The organism is Mesorhizobium sp. B2-3-14 (assembly GCF_006442175.1).
GTDB classification, from domain to species: Bacteria; Pseudomonadota; Alphaproteobacteria; order Rhizobiales; family Rhizobiaceae; genus Mesorhizobium; species Mesorhizobium australicum.
Genome location: NZ_VFVP01000010.1, coordinates 150,429 through 170,407, shown reverse-complemented (window position 1 = coordinate 170,407; position 19,979 = coordinate 150,429). Strand labels below are relative to the sequence as shown.

At 63.5% G+C, this 19,979-nt stretch carries 20 protein-coding genes; 4 read left to right on the top strand and 16 right to left on the bottom strand.

Going from position 1 to position 19,979, the window contains the following annotated elements:
- Positions 1 to 40: 40 nt before the first annotated feature.
- Positions 41 to 928, bottom strand: coding sequence for a sugar phosphate isomerase/epimerase (locus tag FJ950_RS23540; protein ID WP_140618960.1), 888 nt, complete (start codon positions 926 to 928; stop codon positions 41 to 43).
- Positions 929 to 1,327: 399 nt separating this feature from the next.
- Between FJ950_RS23540 and FJ950_RS23535 the strand changes: the two genes are divergently transcribed.
- The 3 genes from FJ950_RS23535 (at position 1,328) to FJ950_RS23525 (ending at position 4,689) form a co-directional block, all read left to right on the top strand.
- Positions 1,328 to 2,383: a sugar phosphate isomerase/epimerase gene (locus tag FJ950_RS23535; protein WP_140618958.1), complete on the top strand. Its 1,056-nt coding sequence runs from the start codon at positions 1,328 to 1,330 to the stop codon at positions 2,381 to 2,383.
- 53 nt (positions 2,384 to 2,436) lie between these two features.
- The gene (locus FJ950_RS23530) at positions 2,437 to 3,624 is read left to right on the top strand and encodes a Gfo/Idh/MocA family oxidoreductase (RefSeq protein ID WP_140618956.1); all 1,188 of its coding nucleotides are present in this window, start codon (positions 2,437 to 2,439) and stop codon (positions 3,622 to 3,624) included.
- A 213-nt stretch (positions 3,625 to 3,837) separates the two neighbouring features.
- Positions 3,838 to 4,689, top strand: coding sequence for a sugar phosphate isomerase/epimerase (locus tag FJ950_RS23525; protein ID WP_140618954.1), 852 nt, complete (start codon positions 3,838 to 3,840; stop codon positions 4,687 to 4,689).
- Between the two features lie 294 nt (positions 4,690 to 4,983).
- On the opposite strand, the gene phnE (FJ950_RS23520) is transcribed toward FJ950_RS23525, so the two are convergent.
- The 12 genes from phnE (FJ950_RS23520) to phnG form a co-directional block, all read right to left on the bottom strand.
- Positions 4,984 to 6,351, bottom strand: a complete 1,368-nt coding sequence (phnE, locus tag FJ950_RS23520) for a phosphonate ABC transporter, permease protein PhnE (RefSeq protein ID WP_140618952.1) — start codon at positions 6,349 to 6,351, stop codon at positions 4,984 to 4,986.
- A gap of 3 nt (positions 6,352 to 6,354) precedes the next feature.
- Positions 6,355 to 7,311, bottom strand: coding sequence for a phosphonate ABC transporter, permease protein PhnE (gene phnE / locus FJ950_RS23515; RefSeq protein ID WP_140618950.1), 957 nt, complete (start codon positions 7,309 to 7,311; stop codon positions 6,355 to 6,357).
- Positions 7,312 to 7,370: 59 nt separating this feature from the next.
- A complete protein-coding gene (phnD, locus tag FJ950_RS23510; protein ID WP_015315649.1) occupies positions 7,371 to 8,279 on the bottom strand; it encodes a phosphonate ABC transporter substrate-binding protein in 909 nt (302 codons plus the stop codon).
- 111 nt (positions 8,280 to 8,390) lie between these two features.
- Complete coding sequence (gene phnC / locus FJ950_RS23505) at positions 8,391 to 9,248, bottom strand: phosphonate ABC transporter ATP-binding protein (RefSeq protein WP_140618948.1); 858 nt, start codon at positions 9,246 to 9,248, stop codon at positions 8,391 to 8,393.
- A 130-nt stretch (positions 9,249 to 9,378) separates the two neighbouring features.
- Entirely contained in the window at positions 9,379 to 10,089 is a 711-nt protein-coding gene (locus tag FJ950_RS23500) for a DUF1868 domain-containing protein (protein WP_140618946.1), read from the bottom strand.
- 86 nt (positions 10,090 to 10,175) lie between these two features.
- On the bottom strand, positions 10,176 to 10,814 hold the full coding sequence (locus FJ950_RS23495) for a DapH/DapD/GlmU-related protein (protein ID WP_140618944.1): 639 nt from the start codon (positions 10,812 to 10,814) through the stop codon (positions 10,176 to 10,178).
- Positions 10,811 to 11,518 (bottom strand): phosphonate C-P lyase system protein PhnL, encoded by a 708-nt coding sequence (gene phnL, locus FJ950_RS23490; protein ID WP_140618942.1) that lies wholly within the window; start codon positions 11,516 to 11,518, stop codon positions 10,811 to 10,813. Before phnL ends, FJ950_RS23495 begins: the two co-directional genes overlap by 4 nt.
- A 46-nt stretch (positions 11,519 to 11,564) precedes the next feature.
- Entirely contained in the window at positions 11,565 to 12,341 is a 777-nt protein-coding gene (gene phnK / locus FJ950_RS23485; protein ID WP_015315654.1) for a phosphonate C-P lyase system protein PhnK, read from the bottom strand.
- The gene (locus tag FJ950_RS23480; RefSeq protein ID WP_015315655.1) at positions 12,338 to 13,249 is read right to left on the bottom strand and encodes an alpha-D-ribose 1-methylphosphonate 5-phosphate C-P-lyase PhnJ; all 912 of its coding nucleotides are present in this window, start codon (positions 13,247 to 13,249) and stop codon (positions 12,338 to 12,340) included. Before FJ950_RS23480 ends, phnK begins: the two co-directional genes overlap by 4 nt.
- Positions 13,246 to 14,358: a carbon-phosphorus lyase complex subunit PhnI gene (locus FJ950_RS23475; protein WP_140618940.1), complete on the bottom strand. Its 1,113-nt coding sequence runs from the start codon at positions 14,356 to 14,358 to the stop codon at positions 13,246 to 13,248. The genes FJ950_RS23480 and FJ950_RS23475 overlap by 4 nt, the downstream gene beginning before the upstream one ends.
- A gap of 1 nt (position 14,359) precedes the next feature.
- On the bottom strand, positions 14,360 to 14,971 hold the full coding sequence (gene phnH, locus FJ950_RS23470; protein WP_140618938.1) for a phosphonate C-P lyase system protein PhnH: 612 nt from the start codon (positions 14,969 to 14,971) through the stop codon (positions 14,360 to 14,362).
- A complete protein-coding gene (phnG, locus tag FJ950_RS23465; protein WP_140618936.1) occupies positions 14,971 to 15,432 on the bottom strand; it encodes a phosphonate C-P lyase system protein PhnG in 462 nt (153 codons plus the stop codon). Before phnG ends, phnH begins: the two co-directional genes overlap by 1 nt.
- A gap of 111 nt (positions 15,433 to 15,543) precedes the next feature.
- On the opposite strand from phnG, the gene phnF reads away from it, so the two are divergent.
- Positions 15,544 to 16,293, top strand: a complete 750-nt coding sequence (gene phnF, locus FJ950_RS23460) for a phosphonate metabolism transcriptional regulator PhnF (RefSeq protein WP_140618934.1) — start codon at positions 15,544 to 15,546, stop codon at positions 16,291 to 16,293.
- 2 nt (positions 16,294 to 16,295) lie between these two features.
- On the opposite strand, the gene FJ950_RS23455 is transcribed toward phnF, so the two are convergent.
- The 3 genes from FJ950_RS23455 to FJ950_RS23445 all read right to left on the bottom strand — a co-directional run bounded on the left by FJ950_RS23455 (position 16,296) and on the right by FJ950_RS23445 (position 19,892).
- Positions 16,296 to 17,312 (bottom strand): zinc-binding alcohol dehydrogenase family protein, encoded by a 1,017-nt coding sequence (locus tag FJ950_RS23455; RefSeq protein WP_015315660.1) that lies wholly within the window; start codon positions 17,310 to 17,312, stop codon positions 16,296 to 16,298.
- Between the two features lie 64 nt (positions 17,313 to 17,376).
- On the bottom strand, positions 17,377 to 18,342 hold the full coding sequence (locus FJ950_RS23450; RefSeq protein ID WP_015315661.1) for an ABC transporter permease: 966 nt from the start codon (positions 18,340 to 18,342) through the stop codon (positions 17,377 to 17,379).
- Positions 18,339 to 19,892 (bottom strand): sugar ABC transporter ATP-binding protein, encoded by a 1,554-nt coding sequence (locus FJ950_RS23445; RefSeq protein ID WP_140618932.1) that lies wholly within the window; start codon positions 19,890 to 19,892, stop codon positions 18,339 to 18,341. Before FJ950_RS23445 ends, FJ950_RS23450 begins: the two co-directional genes overlap by 4 nt.
- Between the last annotated feature and the right edge of the window lie 87 nt (positions 19,893 to 19,979).

The following is a 19,979-nucleotide window of genomic DNA, read 5'->3' as shown; positions in this document are numbered from 1 at the left end:
CCGGTCGGGGCGGAAGGGCAAATTTCCCAGCGGCAGTCGACTATTTGATCAGCGGCAGCAGTGTTTCGGCGGTGATGCGCATCTGGTCGGTGTAGAATTTCTCGGTCAGCACGCTGGAGCCATGGTCCTGGATGAACTTCAGCTGCTCGGGCGAGATATCGACCGGATGGCGCTCGACCATGTCGGGATAGGGTGCTGCCGGCGTGCGGTCGACCGGGGCGACGAACTCGTTGGTCAGTGCGCCGTCGTAGCCGACTTCCTTCAAGGTGGCGACGATCCTTGGCCAGTCGATCTGGCCGAGGCCGGCGGCAAAGCGGTTGTTGTCGGCGACATGGAAGTCGAACAGGCGCTTTCCGACCTGGCGGATAGCGTCATGGACGTTAAATTCCTCCATGTGGATGTGGTAGGCGTCGAGGCAGACGCCGCATTCGGGGCTGACCGCGTCAGCCAGCGCCAGCGCCTGGGCGCCGCGGTTGAACAGATAGGTTTCGAAGCGGTTGAGCGGTTCGACGGCGATCTTGACGCCGACCTTCTTGGCGTGGGTGAAACATTCGCGGGTCGCGTCCACCACCCACTTCCATTCCTCTTCCTCGGTACCGTCCGGGACCACCTTGCCGACGGTTGCCGGAACCAGCGTGATGATCTCGCCATCGAGTTCGCCGACCATCGTCAGCACGTCCTTGACGTATTGCACGGAGCGCTCGCGCTGGCCCTCGTCCCTGGCGGCGAGGTTGCGTTCACCCAGCATCAAGGTCACCGCGCCCCAGCAGCGAATGCCATGCTCCTTCAGCAGCGCCCGCGTCTCCTTGGTCTTGTACTGCGCGGGCTCGCCGGAAATCTCGATCGACTGATAGCCGAATTTCTTGATGCGCTTCAGCGTCGTCTCAAGCGGTTCCGCGCGCATCCAGTTGTGCGTCGAAAGATGCATGGTCTGTCCTTCCCAGATTCGTCCGTATGGTTTGCCTGCGACATGCATCGCCGGAAGACGACGCAAGGGTTCCTCCCCAAGGCATCCCCAGCCTTTTACTGCAAACTGGTTAGACCAATTGGGTCTGAAATGAGGTCTACAGCAAATTCCTTGAGACGGCAACAACTGTGGCGACGCAACTTTCAGGCTGGATTAGTTTGTTGATTACATTGCGATATGTGCCGTTATTTTGGGCTCTCGGAGTGCCTTTTCGGCGCATTCCAAGGCTTGACCAGATTGCCTTATTTGGTCATACCAGAATGGCGGTGTCGGCGAGCGTCCGACGCGATAAAGACCAAAGTGACTGGCCCTGCTTTCATCAGGCGCTATGCTTGGTCGTGACAAACGAGGAGGATGCCGATGCCGACGACAATGAAGGGCCCTGGACTGTTTCTGGCGCAGTTCGCGGGTGATGCCGCACCGTTCAATTCGCTGACGTCGATCACCAAATGGGCCGCCGGCCTCGGCTACAAGGGCGTGCAGATCCCGACCTGGGACGCGCGCCTGTTCGACCTCAAGAAGGCGGCGTCTTCCAAGGCCTATTGCGATGAGGTGAAGGGCATCTGCGCTGACGCCGGGGTCGAGATCACCGAACTGTCGACGCATCTGCAGGGGCAATTGGTGGCGGTGCATCCGGCCTATGACGCGCAGATGGATGGGTTCGCGCCGCCGTCGGTGCACAACAACCCGAAGGCGAGACAGGAATGGGCTGTCGAACAGATGAAGTTCGGTGCCAAGGCATCACGCAATCTCGGGCTGAATGTCTCGGTGTCGTTCACCGGCTCGCTGGCTTTCCCTTACCTCTATCCCTTTCCGCAGCGGCCCGCCGGACTGATCGAGGAAGCCTTCGGCGAACTCGGCAAACGCTGGAAGCCGATCCTCGACGCCTATGAAGACAATGGTGTCGATGTCGGCTACGAAATCCATCCTTCGGAGGACGTGTTCGACGGGGCGACCTTCGAAATGTTCCTCGACGCGGTCGGCGGCCACAAGCGCTGCAACATCAATTACGACCCTTCGCATTTCCTGCTGCAGCAACTCGATTATCTCGAATTCATCGACATCTATCACGAGCGGATCAAGGCTTTCCACGTCAAGGATGCCGAGTTCAATCCGACCGGACGGCAGGGCGTGTACTCCGGTTACCAGAGCTGGACGAACCGCGCTGGCCGCTTCCGTTCGCTCGGCGATGGGCAAGTGGATTTCGGCGGCATCTTCTCCAAGCTGACGCAGTACAATTACGATTCCTGGGCGGTGCTGGAGTGGGAATGCTGCCTGAAGCATCCGGAGGATGGTGCGGCCGAAGGGGCGCCCTTCATCCAGCACCACATCATCCGGGTGACGGAGAAGGCATTCGACGATTTCGCCGCCGGCACCACGGACAAGAAGCTGCTGCGCGCCATGATGGGATTTTGACACGGCTTTCCCTCTCCCTCGGGGGAGGGGTATCTCACACGAGGGAGAAAGACATGGTTGGTGCATCGAAGTCGGAAACGGGAGGCGGCCCGATCCGCTACGGCATGGTCGGCGGCGGGCAGGGCGCATTCATCGGCGCGGTGCACCGGATCGCGGCGCGCATGGACAATGATTTCGTGCTGGTCGCCGGCGCCCTGTCGGCCGATCCGGGGCGTGCGAAAGCCTCGGCCGCCGAACTCGGGCTCGATCCCTCGCGCAGCTATGCGTCCTACGCCGAAATGGCCAAGGCCGAGGCGAAGCGCTCGGATGGCATCGAGGCGGTGGCCATCGTCACTCCCAACAACGTGCATGTGCCGGCGGCCAAGGCCTTCCTGGAAGCAGGCATCCACGTGATCTGCGACAAGCCGCTGGCAACGACCCTGGCCGAGGCGAAAAGGCTTGCGGCGATCGTTGAAAAGACCGGCAAGGTGTTCGTGCTCACCCACAACTACACCGCCTATCCGATGATCCGCCAGGCGCGCGAGATGGTGGCCAAGGGGGTGCTCGGCGACATTCGAATCGTGCAGTCGGAATATCCGCAGGACTGGTTGACCGAGGACCTTGCCGCCACCGGCCAAAAACAGGCGGCGTGGCGCTCCGATCCCAAGCAGGCCGGCGCCGGCGGCGCGCTCGGCGACATCGGCACGCACGCCTACAACCTTGCGCGTTTCGTCTCCGGCCTGGAACTCGACGCGCTGTCGGCCGATCTCGACGCTTTCGTGCCGGGGCGTCAGCTCGACGACAATGTCAACGTCATGCTGCGCTTCAAGCCGGTCGGCAAGACGCATCCGGCAAAAGGCATGATCTGGGCGAGCCAAGTGGCGCCGGGCCACGAGAACGGGCTGAAGCTGCGCATCTATGGCTCGAAGGGCGGACTGGAGTGGGTACAGACCGACCCGAATTATCTCTGGTACACGCCCTTCGGCCAGCCGAAGCAGCTGATCACCCGCAACGGCGCCGGCGCGTTGCCGGTGGCGGGCCGTGTCAGTCGCGTTCCCTCAGGCCATCCCGAAGGCTATCTCGAAGGCTTCGCCAACATCTATCAGGAAGCCGCACGGGCCATCCGCGCGGCACGCAAGAAGGGTGGCAAGCCGGCAAAGGATGTCGTCTTCCCGACCATTCAGGACGGCGTCGAGGGCATGGCCTTCATCGAGGCCTGCGTGAAGTCGTCGAAGAAGAACGGGGCCTGGACCAAGCTTTAAGAGGCGCCGAGTAACGAGGGCCCTCACCCGGATAGCCAATCGAATTGCGAAGGGCAATTCGGGGCAATCCGACCTCTCCCCGAGGGGGAGAGGAGGCGTTGGCGCATATCTCTTCTCCCTCTCGGGGTGAAGGTGGCCGCGAAGCGGCCGGATGAGGGGGAGTGGCGAAAACCGGCGGTACAATCAGCGGCCGCCAAAAAGCGGAGGGCGTCGATGAAAATCGGCATGTGCATGTTCTTGTGGACGACGGCGGTGTCGAAGAAGCACGAGCCATTGCTACGCGACATCAAGGCCACCGGCTTCGACGGTGTCGAAATCCCGATCTTCGCCGGCACGCCGGACGACTACAGGAAGCTGGGCGAATTGCTCGACCGTATCGGGCTGGAGCGGACCGCTGTGTCAGCCATGGGCGATCCGGCGATGAACCTGATTTCGGCCGATGCGGCAACACGCAAGGCCGGTGTCGACTACATGAAATGGGCGATCGATTGCGCCGATGCGCTTGGCGCCCGCACGCTGAGCGGACCGCTGCATTCGACGCTCGGTGGATTTTCCGGGTCCGGACCGACCGCCGCCGAAAAGAAGCGCTCGATCGCCTCGCAGCGCGCCATAGGCGACCATGCCGGCAAGAGGAACGTCACCATCGGGCTGGAGGCGCTCAACCGCTTCGAGTGCTATCTCTTCAACACGATGGCCGACCTGTCGGAACATATCGACGCCATCGACCGGCCGCAGATCAGGGCAATGTACGACACGTTCCACGCCAATATCGAGGAAGCCGACCCGATCGGCGCCTATACGAAGCACCGCGGCAATGTCGTGCATATCCATATATCGGAGAACGATCGCGGCGTGCCGGGGCGTGGCAACATTCCGTGGAAGGAAACTTTTTCCGCCATTCGCAAGAGCGGCTATGACGACTGGCTGACGATCGAAGCGTTCGGTCGCTCGCTGAAGGATCTGGCGGCGGCGACCAAGGTGTGGAGGGATTTTTCCGAGACGCCGGAAGCCGTCTATCGCGATGGGTACAGGCATATCAGGGACGGGTGGAGGAAGGCGGCTTAGGCGCCTACGTCTGGTCCATTTTCTATTTGTGTTCGCGTCGCTTGCCAGGTGGTTCCCCCACTCCGTCTCGGCTTCGCCGAGCCACCTCTCCCCCCTCCGGAGGGAGAGGAAGGGGCTTGGTGGCGCCGGGACAGGAAGAGAGCCTCGGCCTTCGGGGACAAGCGCGGATCGGACAGTCTGGTGCCTTTCCTCTACCCCGTCGACCGGGGGAGAGGTGTCGAGCGAAGCTCGACGGAGTGGGGGTCGACCCCTCGGCGCCGGGCGAGACGATGCTTGCGCTTCTGCGTCACAACACTAACCCTGCCTGGCCTGGATCCTGTTGTAATCGTGGATCGTCCGGCTCAGCCGGCGGCGCAGGAAGTTGGATATGTTGTCGAAAATGAAGACGACGAGCAGGATCAGCAGCACCATGTAGAAGACGTTGGCCCAGTTGGAATTGGTGCGCATCGCTTCCCACAGTTTCAGGCCGATGCCGCCGGCGCCGACGGCGCCGATGATGGTGGCGCCGCGGGTGTTGGATTCCCACTGGTAGAGTGTCTGGCTGATGAAGACCGGGATCACTTCGGGCATCACGCCGTAGCGCTGCACCAGGATGCCGTTGGCGCCGGTCGAGAGCACGCCTTCGCGCGGCTTGTCGTCGATGTTCTCCAGGCCTTCCGAATAGACTTTGCCGAGGGTGCCGATCTCGGTGAAGAAAATCGCTGCACTTCCCGCCAGCGGGCCCGGGCCGAAGGCGCGGGTGAAGAACAACGCCCAGATCAGCATGTCGACCGAGCGCATGAAGTCGAAGAAGCGCTTGAGCACCTGGCTGAGCACGCCGTTCGGCGTGATGTTGCGCGCCGCGAAGAAGGCAAGGGGGAAGGCGACGATGCCGCCGAGCAGCGTGCCGAGGAAGGCCATGACAATGGTCTGCAGCAGCTTCGTCCAGACGTCGCCGTGCTGCCACTGGGCGTTGTTCCAGATGTTGTCGCCGGCGAGGGCGAGGTTGGTGGTACCTGGTTTCAGCTCTGGTCCCGAGATGATCAGCGAGATCACTTCCCGCGCTGACTTGCCGAAGAACGGCGAGCGCGTGTCGAAGACGAAGTTCGCCCAGCCGAGGAAGCGCTTGCGCACCTTGACGCGGTCGACAGTGACGCGCACCTCGCCAGCGAAGCCCATCTTGGCCACCACCTCGTCGTCATGGGCGGTGATCCAGTCCGGTACCGCACCCGTGACCACCGGCTTGCCGCTGGTCAGCGAAACAGGCACGGTCTGGCCGTTGGCGACGATCGTCGCCTGCGTCTTGTCGAAGGTGACGGATTTTGCCGGCCCGTCGATCAGCACGGTGAAGGTGCCGTCTGGATTCCTGACCACCCAGTCGGGATTCGGGTTGTCGCCCAGCGCGGAAAAGCGCGGGTATTTGGGCGTGAGCTCCGGCTGGTCGAGACGGAATTCCGGCTGCAGATCGTAGCTGATCCATTGTGTCAGGAAGAGCGGCAGGCGCTCCCAGTGCGATTCCCGCAGCACCTGCGGCAGGCTGAAGAACCACAAGGCATAGATCAGATAGAGGAGAGTGCCGACGAACAGAAGGAGCGGACCGAAGCGCTTGTATGCCGGGCGCCGGAACACCTGCGGGTGGCGCGCCTCGATCGACAGCATCTCCTCAGCGGTCATGGTCGCCATGATTTACGCCCCCATCATGAAGGCTTGTTCGCCGACCAGCTTGCGACGAAGCCAGGCGGAAAACTGGTCGATGATGAAGATGGTGGTGAACAGGAGCAGCACCAGTGCCAGCGTCTTGGCGCCGAAGCCGCGCGAGATCGAGAGCTTCAGCTCTTCGCCGATGCCGCCGCCGCCAACGGCGCCGATGATGGTCGAGACGCGGACGTTGATCTCCACGCGCAGCAGCGTGTACGACATGAAGTTGGGCAACACCTGCGGCAGGCCGGCAAAGCGAACCCGCTCGAACCAGTTGGCGCCGACTGCGCGCAGGCCTTCCTCGGCTCGCATGTCGATGTTCTCGTTGATCTCGTAGAACAGCTTGCCGAGTGCGCCGATGGAATGCAGGCCGATGGCGATGATGGCGGCGATCGGACCGGTCGAGACGATGGCCGCGAACAGCCCGGCGATGACGATCTCCGGAAAGGCACGCAGCAATTCCATGAAGCGCTTGACCACCAGCCTCAGTGCCGGATGAGGCGTCAGGTTGCGCGCCGCGATGAAGGAAAAGGGCACGGCGAAGACAAAGCCGATGAAGGTCGAGACCAGCGCCACGTTCACGGTGGTCAGCATCAGCTCGACATATTCGGGGATGTAGAAACCGTCCCAGACGTAGACGCGGCCGAGCGGGAAGTTGAATTCCTGGGTGCCGGTATCATGCGGCGAGGCAATGTCGAACAGCGCCCGCCAGACGTCGTTCCAGTCCTTGGGGACCAGCCAGCTCAGGAAATCCAGAATATGCCGCAGCCGGTCGAAGAAGTGCCCGGCGTTGGCTTCGTCGGCGAACCACATGCTGGAAAGCATCGCGGCAAGCAGCAGCCCGACGCCGAGCACGGTATAGAACCGGCGCAGCGACGTCTGGCGTCGCCAGGCATCGGCCATCTCGTGGGTGGCGCCGGAGGGGGCTGTCACGGAAAGGGTCATGATCGGAGATGCAAAAAGGGCGGTACTTGATGAGGTACCGCCCTTTTGCAATTTCGCCGTTAGCCGCCGATGGCTGCCTTACGGGCTTCGACGATGACGCTGTAGAAGTCCGGCTTCACCGGAACGTAGCCGGTGAAATCGCCGCCTTCGACGCCTTCGAAGCAAGCCTTGTCCTTCTTGGGCAGGTCGGTGAAGAAGGCCGCCAGCTTGGCGGTCATGTCGTCGCCGATCGCGGTGCGCACGACAAGCGGGCCATTCGGGATCAGGCCCGAGCGCCAGACTTCGACGAAGTCGTTAGGGTCGACGGCGCCCTTGGCGACTTCCTTGTGGAAGGTGCCGGAGGTGTAGCCGTTCTTGAAGTCGCCGATGCCCGAGGAATCGTCGACCGCGACATCTACCTTACCGTCACGCACGGCCAGAACGTTGTTTTCGTGGCCGCCATTGAACTGGGTCGACGCGAAGTAGGTCTCGTTCGAGGCGCCGGTGGTCTTCGGAATCTGGGTCAGCGGGATCAGATAGCCGGAGGTCGAATCCGGATCGGCATAGCCGAGCTTCTTGCCCTTGGCCGACTTGATGTCGGTGATCCCCGACGTCTTCAGCGCCAGCCCGATCGAATAGTAGCCGGTGGAGCCGTCGGTCTGCTTGGTGGTGAGGATCGGGGTAACCGCCTTCGGATCCTTGAGATAGACGCTGGCGTAGCCGGAAGCGCCGAGTTCGGCGAAGTCGAGCGTGCCGCCGAGCAGGCCCTGGATGACGCCGTCATAGTCAGCGGCGGGGAACAGCGAAACCTTCTCGAAGCCAAACTCTGCCTTCAGGTGATCGGCCAGGCACTGGTAGTTGCGCAGCCGGTCGGTTTCGTTTTCACCGCCGAGAATGCCGACGCGAAATTCCTTCATGTCGGCGGCATGGGCCATGCTGGTGGCCATGGCGAGCACCGAAACGGCACCGAAAACCATCTTCCTGAACATTGATATCTCTCCTGTAAGTTCCGGCCCCGCGCCGGCAGCGTTCTTGATCTTGACAAGTGCCCTTGACGCGGACGGACGATCCAGGCTGCTCGCTATTGGCCCTTACTGGGCTCAGTATCCCGGGAATGCGGGCTCGAGCGGTCCGGCGGATGCGGCGATCTTCTGCTTGAAGGCAACGCTGGTGGAGGTGATGACCTCCGATATCTCGCCGCCATTGCTGTCGGCGCCGTAGACAAGACGCACGGCTTGGCGGTCGAGCTCTTCGGGCGGCCCGTCGAAGACGACCTTGCCGGTGGCCATGCCGATGATGCGGTTGCAATAGGTGCGGGCGGTATCGAGCGTATGCAGATTGGTGACAACGGTGATGCCTTCGCGCAGATTGATGTCCTGCAGAGAATCCATCACCACCTTGGCGTTGAGCGGGTCGAGCGAGGCGATCGGCTCGTCGGCGAGGATCACCCTGGGCTGCTGCATCATGGCGCGGGCGATGGCGACGCGCTGCTGCTGGCCGCCCGACAGCGTGCCGGCGGGCTGAAGTGCGGTGCGGGCGATGTCGAGCCGCTCGAGCGCGGCGACCGCCTCCGCGCACTCGGCGCGCGAAAACATGCCCAGAAGATTGGACAGGGTCGAACGGTGGTTCAATTTGCCGAGCAGCACGTTGGTCAGCACGTCGAGGCGCGGCACCAGGTTGAACTGCTGGAAGATCATGGCGCAGTCGCGCTGCCAGCGCCGCAGCGGCGACCCGCGCAGCCTGGAAACCTCTGCGCCGTCAAAAAAAATCGACCCCTGGCTGGGGTCGACAAGACGGTTGATCATGCGAAGAAGAGTGGATTTGCCTGCACCCGAACGACCGATGACGCCGACCATCTGCCCTTGCGGGATCGAGATGCTGACGTCGCTGACGGCGGTGTTCTTGCCAAATCGTCGGCTGACGCCGCGGATTTCGAGCGTGGCAGAGTTTGCTGACATGGGCTGGTTCCAGTCCGGTCCATATTGATCGTCAGGCACTCGCCTAACGCAACCACATGAACCTGCCGTGTCGCGATGATGTCAGTTTTGTTACGCTCCACAGGCGCGGCGACTGGCGCCTTGCGGGCGATCAGCCGAGCACCAGCAATTCCTCGAAATGCTTCATGTCGCGGAATGCGCAGAAGGCGGGAGCCTTGATCTCGATCACCGGCGCCTGGCGCGCGAAAAGTGCCAGGCAATCGTCAAACAGCGCCTGCCACGCGGCGGCCCTATCATCATCAAAGCGCTGGATCTGATAGGCGAAGGTGATGTGGAAGACGTAGGTGTCGTGATCGGGATGCCGGTAGCCGAACGGCACCGCGAGCGCATCGCGCCATGCACGCATGATGCGCGCATCCTCGTCGGTCGCGCCGGCAACGGTGAGGCCGGTCGGCAGGACCTCGGCCACCTTGATGTTGAAAGGGCCGAAGCCCTGGAACCCCTTCAGGCGCTCCAGATAGAGGCGGGTCATGGCGTCGATGCTGGTGTCGAGCGGCACGTCCCGCGGCCAGAAGGGCAGGCGACGGCGATATTCGATTATGCCCTGGAAAAGGGTCATGTGCAGGCTGGAAACGGGCGTGAAGGCGAGGCGGTCGGCATCAGGCATTGCCAGCATCTTCTCGCGGACGGCCAACACCACCGCTTCCGAAGGCGAGCCGCTGACCAGATGGCTAACGACGGTGTTGCCCGGCTCGAGGAGGAAGTTGCCTGACGCGTCGTAGCGCGTGCCGAGATGCGCCGGCGACGCCGGATTGGAGCCGGCAAAGAATCCGGCGAGCGAGGGTCTGACAGTGTCGAGCATGGCGATCTCCTTCAAGGAGATCGCGTCCTGTCCGAGTCCTGTGTCAAGGGTATGAACAAGCCAGCGATATGACGATGATGTGAGGGCTATGCCTCTTTGCCCGATGCCCGTTCTTCGTGTTTCTCCAAAAACGCTTCGGCCGTCAGCTCCCGAAAATCATCGAGCGCGGCGCGCAGCCTCGCGTGATCCCAATCCCACCAGGCAAGCGCCTGGTAGCGCTCGGCGGTGCGGCGGTCGAAGCGCTCGCGGATCGGTTTTGCCGGTACGCCGGCGACGATCGTGTAGGGCGCGACGTCCTTCGAGACGACCGCGCCGGCGCCAACGGCGGCGCCGTCGCCGACGGTGACGCCGGGCAGGACGGTCGAGCCGTGGCCGAGCCAGGTGTCGTGGCCGATGATGACGCGCTTGGCGCGGCGCTCGGCGAAGAATTCGCTCTCATGCTCGGCGTCGTCCCAATAGTCGGAGGCGCGGTAGGTGAAGTGGTGCAGCGTCGGCCGCCAGGTCGGGTGGTTGGTGGCGTTGAGGCGCACGCTGGCGGCGATGTTGGCAAATTTGCCGATCGTCGCGCACCAGACCGCGCAGTCCTGCATCATGTAGGAATAGTCGCCGATCTCGCTTTCCGAAACCCGGCTGCGGTCGGCGATCTCGGTCCAGCGGCCGAGTGTCGAGTTGTGCACCTCCGCCGTCGGGTGGACCAGCGGCGTCTCCGATAGCTTCCTGGTCATGCGGCGATTTTTCCCGGAGCGAAGGCGGTGACGTCGATGATGCGGTCGGCCACCGCCTCGCGCACATCGTGATCGTGGAAGATGCCGAGCAGGGCGACGCCCGCCGCCTTTTTGGCGGCGATGAGTTCGATCACCACGTCGCGGTTCGTCGCATCGAGCGATGCGGTCGGCTCGTCGAGCAGCAGGATGGGGTGCTCGGTGATGAAGCCTCGCGCGATGTTGACACGCTGCTGCTCGCCGCCCGAGAAGGTTGCCGGTGGCAGCATCCAGAGTTTTTCCGGCAGGTTGAGCTGGGCCAGCAACGCGCGTGCCTTGGCTAGGGCTGCCTCGCGCTCCTCACCGCGTTCAACCAGTGGCTCAGCGACGACGTCGAGAGCCGAGACGCGCGGCACGGTGCGCAGGAACTGGCTGACATAGCCGATCGTTTGCCGGCGTACGGCAAGCACGGTGCGCGGGCTGGCATGGGCGAGGTCGATCAGTCCGTCCTCGTGCCTGACGATGATCTGGCCTTCGTCGACGGCGTAGTTGCCGTAGAGCATCTTCAGGATCGAACTCTTGCCGGCGCCGGACGGACCACCAAGCACGGTGCATTCGCCCGCCTTGATCGAGAACGAGACACCCGCGACGACAGGGAGTTTGATGCCGTCGCGCAGATGCATGGTGAAGCTTTTGGCAACGTCGGAAACAACGAGTGGGGTCGGCATCAGAAGGTTCTCCAATCGTCAATCGTCGGCGGGACACGCGCCATCATCACACCTGCAAAATCGAGGAAACGAGCAATTGCGTGTAGGGCGCGCGCGGGTCGTCGAGGACGCGGTCGGTGAGGCCGCTTTCGACGACGCGGCCGTCCTTCATCACCATCATGCGCTGCGACAGCAGTCGCGCCACGGCGAGGTCGTGGGTGACGACGATCGCGGCAAGGCCGAGGTCCGTGACCAGGCCGCGCAAGAGATCAAGCAGGCGGGCCTGCACCGAGACATCGAGGCCGCCGGTCGGCTCATCCATGAACACCAGCCGTGGCCCGGTGACGAGATTGCGGGCGATCTGCAGCCGCTGACGCATGCCGCCGGAAAAGGCGCGCGGTTCGTCGTCGATGCGGTCTTCCTCGATCTCGACGCGCGACAGCCAGTCGACCGCGGTAGCGCGGATCTTGCCGTAGTGGCGGTCGCCGACCGCCATCAGCCGTTCGCCGACATTGGCGCCGGCCGAGACCGTCATGCGCAGGCCGTCGGCTGGGTTCTGATGGACAAAGCCCCAGTCGGTGCGCATCAGGAAGCGGCGCTCGGCCTCGCTCATGCGGTAGAGCTCGCGGAACTGGCCGTCGCGCATGCGGTAGCTGGCTGTGCCGGAGGAAGGCAGCAGCCGCGTCGACAGGCAGTTGAGCAGCGTCGTCTTGCCGGAGCCGGACTCACCGACGACCGCCAGAACCTCGCCCGGCCACAGGTCGAAGGAGACATTGTCGCAGCCGACCCGCGAGCCATAGAACTTGGAGAGCGCCGAGACGCGCAGCAGCGGTTCGTCGGTCATTGCGCCGGCTCCATGTTTCCTGCGGCAAGATCGGTTTCGGGGGCAAGGTGGCCGCGATGGCCGTCGGCGCGCCGCTTCTCGCAATAATCGGTGTCGGAGCAGACGAACATGTGGCCGCCATGGTCGTCGAGGATGACCTCGTCGAGATAGACATTCTCGGCCGCGCACAGCGCACAGGGCTGATCGAAAGTCTGCACCTCGAACGGATGATCCTCGAAGTCGAGGCTCACCACATCGGTGAAGGGCGGCACGGCGTAGATGCGCTTTTCGCGGCCGGCGCCGAACAGCTGCAGGGCCGGCGAGCGGTGCATCTTGGGATTGTCGAATTTCGGTGTCGGCGACGGGTCCATCACATAGCGGCCCTCGATCTTGACCGGATAGGCATAGGTGGTGGCGATGCGGCCGTGCTTGGCGATGTCCTCATAGAGCTTCACATGCATGAGGCCGTATTCTTCCAGCGCATGCATTTTCCGCGTTTCGGTCTCGCGCGGCTCGAGGAAGCGCAGCGGTTCGGGGATGGGCACCTGGTAGACCAGCACCTGGCCCGCCGTGAGTGGATGTTCGGGGATGCGGTGACGGGTCTGGATGATGGTGGCGGTGGCGGTATCGGTGGTGACCGCGACGTTAGCGACTTTCTTGAAGAAGGCGCGGATCGACACGGCATTGGTGGTGTCATCGGCGCCCTGGTCGATGACCTTGAGCACATCGTCGGGGCCGATAATCGACGCGGTGACCTGCACGCCGCCAGTGCCCCAGCCATAGGGCATCGGCATTTCGCGCGAGGCGAACGGCACCTGGTAGCCCGGAATGGCGATGCCCTTGAGGATCGCGCGGCGTATCATCCGCTTGGTCTGCTCGTCGAGATAGGCGAAGTTGTAGGTGGCGATGTCTGTCGGTTGCGCAGTCATTCCGCTGCCTCCTTTTTTTCTTCCGCCTTCGCTGGATTTTCGCGTGCTTCGTACTCGGCGCGCATGCGACGTACGAGATCGAGTTCGGCCTGGAAGTCGACGTAGTGCGGCAGCTTCAGGTGCTCGACGAAGCCGGTGGCCTGGACATTGTCGGAGTGCGAGATGACGAACTCCTCGTCCTGGGCGGCGGCGACGATATCCTCGCCGAGCTCCGCGGCGCGCAGGGCCCGGTCGCAGAGTGCCATGGCCATCGCCTTGCGTTCGCTCTGGCCGAAGACGAGGCCGTAGCCGCGGGTGAATTGCGGCGGCGCCTTGGCCGAGCCCTTGAACTGGTTGACCATCTGGCATTCGGTGACGCGCACCGTGCCGAGCGGCACGGCGAAGGGCAGTTCGGGAACGTCGAGTTCCAGTTCGACCTCGCCGATGCGGATTTCGCCGACGAAGGGATGGTTGCGGGCATAGCCGCGCTGGGTGGAATAGCCGAGCGCCAGCAGAAAACCCTCGTCGCCGCGCGACAGTGCCTGCAGGCGGATGTCGCGCGCCATCGGGAATTCCAGCGGCTCGCGGGTGATGTCGCCGGGCACATGGTCCTGCGGCATCTGGCCATCGGGCTCGATCAGGCCTTCACGGGCGAGGATCGCCGAGACGCGCGGCATTGCCTGCGCTTCCGTCTCGCGCTGCAAGGGCTCGGCGACATCGGCGCCAGCGGCAAGTTCAGGGTCGAGCAACCGATGCGTGTAGTCGAAGGTCGGACCGAGCAACTGGCCGCCTGGCAGATCCTTGTAGGTCGCCGAGACGCGCCGTTCGACCAGCATGGCGCCGGTGTCGATCGGCTTGCTGTAGCCGAAGCGCGGCAGCGTTGTGCGGTAGGCGCGCACCAGGAAGATCGCCTCGATCATGTCGCCGCGTGCCTGGACGATGGCGAGTGCGGCCAGTTCACGGTCATAGAGCGAGCCTTCGCTCATCACCCTGTCGACGCCGAGCGCCAGCTGTTCGACGATCTGGTCGAGGCGAAGTGCGGGCACCGAGCGGTCGCCGCGCCGGCGATCGGCGAGCAGGCTGTGGGCGTTGGCAATGGCGGCCTCGCCGCCTTTTACCGCGACATACATTTTACACCTCCATCGTCTTGATGCGCGTCGTGCGCGGCAGGCAGGCTATGCCGTCCGATGTGGCGAGGATGATGTCGACGCCGCGCGGAAAGCGCCTGATATTCTGCTTCCACTGCTCGACGAAATGGCGCGGCATCCGTGCCGGCGCGATCGTGGCGCTGGTTTCAATGCCCGGGCCTTCCAGCAGTAACGGAGTGCCTGAAACGAGGTCGCCGACCTGCAGGATCAGCGTCGTCGATCGGTCGGGACAATCCTGCGTGCCCTGCGAAAAACCGTCGAGCGTCATCATCTCGGCCGGCGTGGCAACAAATGCGAAATGCGCGTCGGCCGGCGTGTTGGCCAGCGGCGCGCCGGTGTGGAAACCAAGCCAAGACCCGATCGCGGCGGAGGCATGCAGGGCCGGGTCGAGCCAGAGCGGCGTGTCGTTGTCGCATAGCGCCAGTGCTACGGCGCCCGACGTCGCCGAGAGCGGAGCCGGCGGGCGGGCCAGGGGTGGCAAGGGGTGGACACTGCCCGGCCGCGCCATGGCATCCATGACGGCCCGAAACACGGTCTGAGCGTTGAAGACCGGATCGGCGAAACCGCCCTCGATCGATTGCGCAGCGATATCCATCAATCTTCTCCGCGAACCATGGTGAAGAAATCCACCTTCGTTGCCGCCGTCTCGGCGCGGCGTTTTTCCTGGGCAGCGGCAAGCGCCGACCGCAAAGGCGCGATCAGCCTGGTCTCGACCTCGGTGCGGCGGGCAGGGTCCTGCCAGAGCGCGTCGGCTATTGCTCCCAGCTTCGCCTTCTGCTTGTCGCGGCCAAGCGCGTAACAATGGCCGACCTGCCCGGATGACAGCCGGACAGTGGCACGCGTGACGGTCGCCTCGCCGACATTGAAGGGCGCGCCGCCGCCGCAGATGCGGCCACGAAGCGTGACAAGGCCCGTCTCGGGACCGCGCAGAAGTTCGGCTTGCGAAGGCAGGCCAGACTCGTTCCAGAGCCGGACGATGTCGTCGCCGCTCGATTGCGCCAGCGTCGCCATGGCGGCCTTGCGCTCGGCCTGATCGCGGGCTTCCTGTCCTCGCATCGCCAACTTCCTCTCTGCTAAATTTGTCTATTGATATAGACAACTATACAAATTATACATATTACCTAACGCGAGTCCATGACGGGTGCGTGACAGGCCGGGGGGCAAAACATGATCGAGCATGATGTGGCCGACAGCATCGAGCGACGCAGCGGCGTCTCATTGTGGCGCCAGATCGCCGACAGGATCCTGCAATCGATTGCCGCCGGCGATTTCGCCGAAAATGCCGCGCTGCCGCCCGAAGTCGCGCTGGCCGAGCGCTACGGCGTTAACCGTCACACCGTACGCAGCGCCATATCGGCCCTTGTGCAGGAGGGCGTGCTGCGGGCCGAACAGGGGCGCGGCACCTTCGTCCTGTCACGCAAGCGGCTGTCGTATCCGATTGGCGCGCGGACACGCTTTTCGACTGGCCTGCAGGGGCAGACGTCGGAACGGCACGTCGTGCTGCTCGCTTCGTCGGTCGAGCCCGCCAGCCAGCGCGTGGCCGAAGGCCTTGGCCTTGCCCGGGGTGCCGAGGTGATCCGGTTGGAGACACGCGGCGAGGCTGACGGACGGCCAGTGTCGCGCGCCGCTGGATGGTTCGATGCCCGGCGCTTTGCCGGCATCGACAAGGCGATGGCGCAAACCGGTTCTATCACCGCCTCGCTCGCACGTTTCGGTATCGACGATTATCTCAGGCAATCGACCGTGCTCTCGGCGCGCCATGCCGACGCCGCCGATCTCGCCGATCTCGATCTGCAGCCGGGCGCCATCGTGCTGGTCACGGTTGCGGTCAACGTCACACCTGACGGCCAGCCGATCCAGTTTTCGGAGTCGCGTTTTCCGGCCGAGCGGGTGGAGTTGAAGCTGTCGGCGCTGTAGGGCTATCCGATCTCGATCACGGCCTTGATCAGGCCCGACTTTTCATGCGCCCAGCGTGCGAGATCTCCTGGCGTATCGGCCAGCGTGGTGCGGTGGGTGACAAGCTTGGCCAACGGCACGGCACCATTGCGGATCGAGGCCGCGACATGGTCGAAGTCGGCGCGCAACGCATTGCGGCTGCCGATCAATGTCATTTCTCGCTTGTGGAACTCGGGATCGGAAAAAACAATATCGTCCTTGACGACGCTGACCAGCACCAGCGCTCCGCCATGCGCGACGTGGGCAAAGGCCGATTGAACCGATCGCGTGTTGCCGGTGGCGTCGAAGACTACGTCGAAGCCTTCGCCGTCGGTCGCATCACGCACCAGATCGGACACGGGTCCTTGCGAGCCGTCGAGAATCGAAAAGCCGAGTTCACTCGCCGCGAAGACCAGTCTTTCGGTGCTCATATCGAGAAGTGTCACATCCAACCCGGCAATGCGGGCGAAGATGGCGGTGCCGAGCCCGATCGGGCCGGCGCCGATGACCAGGGTGCGGGCGCCAGGCTCGGCCCGGGCGCGCCGGACGGCATGCGCCCCGATGGCCAGGAATTCGACGGCGGCGGCGTCGGCGAGCGACAGGCCGTTGGTGGGATAGAGATTCTTAGCCGGCACCAGGATCTGTTCGCACATCGCGCCGTCGCGGTGCACGCCGAGCACTTCGATCCTGACACAGCAATTGGGCTTGCCGTGCCGGCAGGCGATGCATTTGCCGCAGGAAAGGTAGGGGTTGATGATCACCGGTTCGCCAAGGGCGAGGTCGACGCCTTCGCCCCGCTCGGTCACTGTGCCGGAGACTTCATGGCCCATGATGCGGGGATAGGCGAGGAAAGGGTGCTTACCCTCGAAGATATGGTAGTCGGTGCCGCAGATGCCGACATGACTGACCGCCACCAGGGCCCAGCCGGGAGGCGGGGCGCCGGGAGCCGGGTGGTCTTCGACAACAAGGTCGCCGGGCGAGCGGCAGACGACGGCTTTCATGCTTTGATCCAGTCTGTTCAAGAAATCGCCGGCCCGCGCCAGGCCGGCGATCGATTGGAATGCGTCATTTGCCGCGGCGGCGCAGTCCGTCGAAGTAGACGATGATGATGATCAGCGCGCCGGTGATGATGCGCTGCCAGAACGAGTTGACGTTGAGCAGGTTGGCGCCGTTGTTGATGGTGGCCAGGATGAAGGCGCCAAGCAGCGGCCCGTGCACCGAGCCGACCGCGCCGAACAGCGAGGTGCCGCCGATGACCGAAGAGGCGATCGCCTGCAGTTCCCAGCCCTCGGCCTGGGTCGGGTTGCCGATGCCGATGCGGGCGGCGAGCAGCACGCCGACGAAGGCCGCGCACAGGCCGGACAGCGTATAAGCCATGTAGATGGTGCGCTGGACATTGACGCCGGACAGGCGCGAGGCCTCGGCGTTGGAGCCGACCGAAAAGAGGTAGCGGCCCCAACGGCTGTGATGCAGGAAGACATAGGCGGGCACACCCACCAGGATCACCATCCAGAACAAATTGGGGATGCCGATAAAGGAATTGCGCGAGAAGGCGGTAAAGCTGTCGCTGTTGATGTTGATCGAGTTGCCGTTGGTCATCAAAAGGCCGATGCCGCGCAGCGAGGTCAGCGTCGCCAGCGTGATGATGAACGGCGGCAAGCCCATCTTGACGATGCCGAAGCCATGGAAAAGGCCGATGGCGACACCGACGAGCAAGGTGATCAGGATGGCGACCGCGATCGGAACGCCGGCATTGATCAGCATGGCGACGACGACGGTGGCGAAGCCGACCACCGCGCCGACCGACAGATCGATGCCGCCGGTGATGATGACGAAGGTCTGGCCGACCGCCATGATGGCGATCATCGAGCCCTGCCGCAGAAGATTGGCGATGTTGTTACCCGAGGCGAAGCTTGGCGTCGCCAAGGACAGGACGATCCAGAGCAGCACCAGCAGCGCCAGCAGCGTCAGCCCGAACAGGACGTTGTAGTTGCGCTTCGGTTTTTCGGCGGGGATCGCCTCGATGCTCATGTCTGTCCTCCCAGTTTTTCTTGTTTCTCGGCGAGCGCCTGCGTGAGAATGTCCTCGTGACTGGCGGTGTGGAACCCGTGCGTGGCCACCAGCTTGCCGCGCCGGAACACGTGCAGCGTGTCGGCCAGTTCGTAGACCTCCGGCAAATAGGACGAGATCAGGATGATGCCGGCGCCCTTCGACAACAGCTCGCCGAACAGGCGATAGATCTCCGCCTTGGTGCCGACATCGACGCCGACCGTCGGTTCGTCGAAGATGAACAGCTTGGCGCCGTGCGCCAGCCATTTGCCGATGACGATCTTCTGCTGGTTGCCGCCCGAAAGGCTCGACGCCAGCGCCCCGCGCGTCGGCGTCTTGATCCTCAGGCCGGCGATCTGACGGTCGGCCTCGGCCTTCTCTTTCGCATTCGAGATCAACAGATTGCTGGAGATGCGCTTGTAGATCGGCAAATTGAGGTTGAGGCCAACCGGCAAATTGAGGCAAAGGCCTTGGTCGCGGCGGCTTTCCGGCGCCAGTGCCATGCCGAGCTTGATGGCGTCGTGCTCGGAGTTGATCTGGACGTCCTTGCCTTCCCACAGGATCTGGCCGGCCGACTTCTTGTGACGTCCATAGAGCGAGGTGACGAACTCGCTGCGGCCGGCGCCGATCAGTCCGTAGAGGCCGACGATCTCACCGGCACGCACCGTCATCGAGATGTTCTCGAAGCCTTTGCCCGACAGGTTCCTTGTTTCGACGATCGGAGCGCCCGGCGTGAAATGCTCCTTGTGATAGACCTGTTCGATAGAGCGGTTGATCATCATCTTGACCAGCTCGGCATCATTGGTCTCGGCGATATTGCGTGTGCCGACCAGCGTGCCGTCGCGCAGCACGGAAACCCGGTCGGCGAGTTCGAAGACCTCCTCCATGCGATGGCTGATGTAGATGATCGTCACGCCTTCACCCTTCAGGCGCCGGATCAGCGTGAAAAGCTGGTCGGCCTCCTTGCGGGTGAGGTAGGCCGTGGGTTCGTCGAAGATCAGGAATTTGGTGCCGCGCACCGTGGCGCGGGCAGCGGCGATCAGCTGTTGCTGGCCGATGGTGAGATCACCCAGCACGACATGCGCCGGCAGGTCGAAGCCGAGATCGTCGATGATCGTCTGCGCTTCCCTGACCATGGCGCGCTGCTGCAGGATGCCGAAACGGGAATTTTCCTCGCCAAGGAACATGTTGGCGGCGACCGTCAGGTGACGGCACAGCACGACTTCCTGGTGCACGGCATTGATGCCGAGCGCCATCGCTTCATGCGGCGTCGCCAAGGCAGCCGGCTGGCCTTCCCAGAGGACCTCGCCAGAGGTGCGCGGCATGACGCCGGTCAGGAGTTTGATGAGGGTCGATTTGCCGGCGCCGTTCTCGCCGACGATGGCGTGGATTTCGCCTGACTTGAAGGCGAGATTGACCGGCTTCAGCGCATGGGTGCCGGGGTAGCGTTTTTCCAGCCCGCGCAGTTCGAGGATGGTCCTGCCGGGTTCCAGCACGGGGGCCGGATGCAGTTCCTGCGCCGTCGGCGTCATGACAATCCTCCCAGATTGGCCTCGCGGTTGGCATTCGGCGAGGCTGCGGTCGTCTTTCAGGCGAAGGCCAAACGGGCTGATCGCCAA

Coding starts and splice junctions, on each gene's coding strand:
- FJ950_RS23540 (WP_140618960.1), bottom strand. CDS start 928: ATGCATCTTTCGACGCACAACTGGATGCGCGCGGAACCGCTTGAGACG.
- FJ950_RS23535 (WP_140618958.1), top strand. CDS start 1,328: ATGCCGACGACAATGAAGGGCCCTGGACTGTTTCTGGCGCAGTTCGCG.
- FJ950_RS23530 (WP_140618956.1), top strand. CDS start 2,437: ATGGTTGGTGCATCGAAGTCGGAAACGGGAGGCGGCCCGATCCGCTAC.
- FJ950_RS23525 (WP_140618954.1), top strand. CDS start 3,838: ATGAAAATCGGCATGTGCATGTTCTTGTGGACGACGGCGGTGTCGAAG.
- phnE (WP_140618952.1), bottom strand. CDS start 6,351: ATGGCGACCATGACCGCTGAGGAGATGCTGTCGATCGAGGCGCGCCAC.
- phnE (WP_140618950.1), bottom strand. CDS start 7,311: ATGACCCTTTCCGTGACAGCCCCCTCCGGCGCCACCCACGAGATGGCC.
- phnD (WP_015315649.1), bottom strand. CDS start 8,279: ATGTTCAGGAAGATGGTTTTCGGTGCCGTTTCGGTGCTCGCCATGGCC.
- phnC (WP_140618948.1), bottom strand. CDS start 9,248: ATGTCAGCAAACTCTGCCACGCTCGAAATCCGCGGCGTCAGCCGACGA.
- FJ950_RS23500 (WP_140618946.1), bottom strand. CDS start 10,089: ATGCTCGACACTGTCAGACCCTCGCTCGCCGGATTCTTTGCCGGCTCC.
- FJ950_RS23495 (WP_140618944.1), bottom strand. CDS start 10,814: ATGACCAGGAAGCTATCGGAGACGCCGCTGGTCCACCCGACGGCGGAG.
- phnL (WP_140618942.1), bottom strand. CDS start 11,518: ATGCCGACCCCACTCGTTGTTTCCGACGTTGCCAAAAGCTTCACCATG.
- phnK (WP_015315654.1), bottom strand. CDS start 12,341: ATGACCGACGAACCGCTGCTGCGCGTCTCGGCGCTCTCCAAGTTCTAT.
- FJ950_RS23480 (WP_015315655.1), bottom strand. CDS start 13,249: ATGACTGCGCAACCGACAGACATCGCCACCTACAACTTCGCCTATCTC.
- FJ950_RS23475 (WP_140618940.1), bottom strand. CDS start 14,358: ATGTATGTCGCGGTAAAAGGCGGCGAGGCCGCCATTGCCAACGCCCAC.
- phnH (WP_140618938.1), bottom strand. CDS start 14,971: ATGGATATCGCTGCGCAATCGATCGAGGGCGGTTTCGCCGATCCGGTC.
- phnG (WP_140618936.1), bottom strand. CDS start 15,432: ATGCGAGGACAGGAAGCCCGCGATCAGGCCGAGCGCAAGGCCGCCATG.
- phnF (WP_140618934.1), top strand. CDS start 15,544: ATGATCGAGCATGATGTGGCCGACAGCATCGAGCGACGCAGCGGCGTC.
- FJ950_RS23455 (WP_015315660.1), bottom strand. CDS start 17,312: ATGAAAGCCGTCGTCTGCCGCTCGCCCGGCGACCTTGTTGTCGAAGAC.
- FJ950_RS23450 (WP_015315661.1), bottom strand. CDS start 18,342: ATGAGCATCGAGGCGATCCCCGCCGAAAAACCGAAGCGCAACTACAAC.
- FJ950_RS23445 (WP_140618932.1), bottom strand. CDS start 19,892: ATGACGCCGACGGCGCAGGAACTGCATCCGGCCCCCGTGCTGGAACCC.